Genomic DNA, 2,442 nt, shown 5'->3' with positions numbered 1-2,442 from the left:
CCGCCAGCCCACCCAGCCGCAGATGCGGCCGGCGCCGCCTTGGCTCATCGGCCGGACTCCCGCGTCGGCGCGTACCAGGCGTCTTCGAGCGGGCCAACCAGGCCACGCTCCACCCCGGGCCGGGCGCGGAGCCAGTCGCTCACCGCGGCGCGGTCGGCTTCGGTGGCGGAACCGCTGCCAAAGCGCATCACGAAGCCCTCCTCGCGCCCACCGTAGGCCAGGTTCCGAGGCCCGATCAGCTCGGTCAGAAAAGCGTCCCAGAACTCGTCGCAGGCCTTGGAGCTCAGCGTCGGGCTCAGCCGGATGCTGACCGGAAAGCCGTATTCCTTGAACTCGCCGATGCGCAGCTTTTTCTCCAGCCGCCGGCTGCGCTGGCGAACGGGAGGCGGCAGGGGCTTGTCGGTGCTCTGGGGGCGCTTGACCATGGCGGGGCTGCGGGAAAAGAGTCCTGGGAGGATTGTGCCTGCTCGCCCCGGGGGCTGCGCCCTTGATTCCAGGCCTTCCGTCCCCATCTGCCAAAGAATGATCCGTCTGACCCTGCCGACCCTGTCGGCCTTGCTGCACGCCTACATGGGCTGGCGGCTGCTGCCCGCCCTGCCCGGCGCTCTTGCGGTGAGCACGGCGGTCCTGCTGCTGCTGTCAGCCTGGCTGGTACCCCAGGGACTGGGGCGACGCGGCCACGGCAGCGCCCACCGGGGCCTGACCATCGCCGGCCTGGTGGCCATGGGCTGGATGTCCTCGCTGCTGGTGCTGACCCTGCTGCGCGACCTCTTGCTGGGGCTGGCCCACGCGGGCCACGCCCTGGGTTGGTGGGCGCTGAACCTGCCCACCCTGGCCACCGGCTCGGCCGGCACCGTGCTCAGCGGCGCCCTGGCCCTGACGCTGTGGGGCGCCTGGCAGGCCCGCCGCCGCCCGCCGGTGGTGCAGGTGGAGGTGCCCATCGCCGGTCTGCCGGCCGGCCTGCAGGGCTTCACCATCGCCCAGATCAGCGACATCCACGTCGGCCCCACCATCCGCCGCCCTCAGCTGCAGGCCATGGTGGACGCGGTCAACGCCCTGCAGGCCGACGCGGTGGCCATCACCGGCGACCTGGTCGACGGCTCGGTGGCCCAGCTGGCCGAGCATGTGGCCCCGCTGGCCGACCTGAAGGCCCGTCACGGCGCCTTCTTCGTCACCGGCAACCACGAGTACTACAGCGGCGGCCCCGACTGGGTGGCCGAAGTGCAGCGCCTGGGCGTGCGGGTGCTGATGAACGAGCACGTGACGCTGCAGCACCAGGGCAGCCCGCTGGTGCTGGCCGGCGTGGCCGACTACAGCGCCCACCACTTCGAGCCCAGCCACCGCAGCGACCCGCTGGCCGCGCTGGCGGGGGCGCCCAGCGCGGCGGGTGCCAAGGTGCTGCTGGCCCACCAGCCGCGCAGCGCCGAGGCCGCCGCGGCGGCCGGCTTCGACCTGCAGCTCTCGGGCCACACCCACGGCGGCCAGTTTTGGCCCTGGGGTTGGTTCGTGCCGCTGCAGCAGCCCTTCGTGGCGGGCCTGCACCGGGTGCAGCAGATGTGGATCTACGTCAGCCGTGGCACCGGCTACTGGGGCCCGCCCAAGCGGGTCGGCGCCCCGTCGGAGATCACCCTGCTCAGACTGGTGGCGGCCTGACGTCGCCGACCGATCCCGCCGGGTCGTCCGACTCGTCCGTCCCATCCGGCGCGCCATCGGCCGGGTCGTCGCAGAGGCTGCCCATGCCATCGGCCAGGCCCGGCACGGTGCACATCAGGGTGGTGGGCCCCAGCTGCCAGAGCGACCAGCCGCCCACCAGCGCCAGCGCGGCCAGTAACAGGGCGCCGATGGCGGCCGTCAGTTTCAGGCGGCCACTGCGACGCACCATCAGGTCCCCCGTCAGCGTGGTGGCCAGGTGGGCCCCGGCCGTGAGCGCCAGGGCCGCCAGGGCGAAGTCGCGCGTGCCCGTCGCGGCCAGCAGCCAGGCGCCCAGCAGCAGCAGCACTTCCACTGCGTAGAGCAGCAGCAGACCGTGCCGCAGCACGGCCGCAGGCAGGCTGCCCGGCATGGAGACGGCCAGCAGGCCCTGCAGCGCCAACCCGCCGCGGGTCAGCCAGACGGCCCGGCTGGCCTGCACCCGCTGGCGCTGCTCCAGGTCCTGCAGCAGGCGGCCGGTGACGGTGACCGCCCGCGCCGCGTTGTCCAGCATGCGCGGGGTGTCGAGCTGGCGGTTCACCTCGTACTGCCCGGCCACATAGGCCAGCAGGCCACCGTCGCCCAGCACGGCCTTCAGAGCCTGGGCGGTGCGCTGGCCGCGCGCCGCGTCGTCCGGCCCCAGCTGCTGCCACAGCGCGCCGAATGCCTGCTGCAGCGTGGGCTGGCCTCTGGCCAGCAGGGCCTGGGCAAAACGCTGCACCAGCTCGTCATAGCCCTCGGGCGCCATCTCCT

At 73.3% G+C, this 2,442-nt stretch carries 3 protein-coding genes; 1 reads left to right on the top strand and 2 read right to left on the bottom strand.

Features of this window, described 5'->3' with window-relative positions; all coding sequences use genetic code 11:
* Positions 1–44: 44 nt before the first annotated feature.
* Positions 45–425: a YggL family protein gene (locus I73_RS15340; RefSeq protein WP_022981421.1), complete on the bottom strand. Its 381-nt coding sequence runs from the start codon at positions 423–425 to the stop codon at positions 45–47.
* A gap of 97 nt (positions 426–522) precedes the next feature.
* Here I73_RS15340 and I73_RS15335 point away from each other — a divergent pair, with 97 nt between their 5' ends.
* Positions 523–1,653 (top strand): metallophosphoesterase, encoded by a 1,131-nt coding sequence (locus I73_RS15335; RefSeq protein ID WP_022981420.1) that lies wholly within the window; start codon positions 523–525, stop codon positions 1,651–1,653.
* Here I73_RS15335 and I73_RS33225 read toward each other — a convergent pair.
* A partial coding sequence (locus I73_RS33225) for a hypothetical protein (protein WP_040500459.1) occupies positions 1,634–2,442 on the bottom strand: 809 nt, incomplete at its 5' end. The two genes, I73_RS15335 and I73_RS33225, sit on opposite strands and share 20 nt — an antisense overlap.

This window comes from Ideonella sp. B508-1, from assembly GCF_000333615.1.
Lineage (GTDB): Bacteria > Pseudomonadota > Gammaproteobacteria > Burkholderiales > Burkholderiaceae_C > Ideonella.
This window is presented reverse-complemented; position numbering and strand designations above follow the sequence as displayed.

Coding starts and splice junctions, on each gene's coding strand:
- I73_RS15340 (WP_022981421.1), bottom strand. CDS start 425: ATGGTCAAGCGCCCCCAGAGCACCGACAAGCCCCTGCCGCCTCCCGTT.
- I73_RS15335 (WP_022981420.1), top strand. CDS start 523: ATGATCCGTCTGACCCTGCCGACCCTGTCGGCCTTGCTGCACGCCTAC.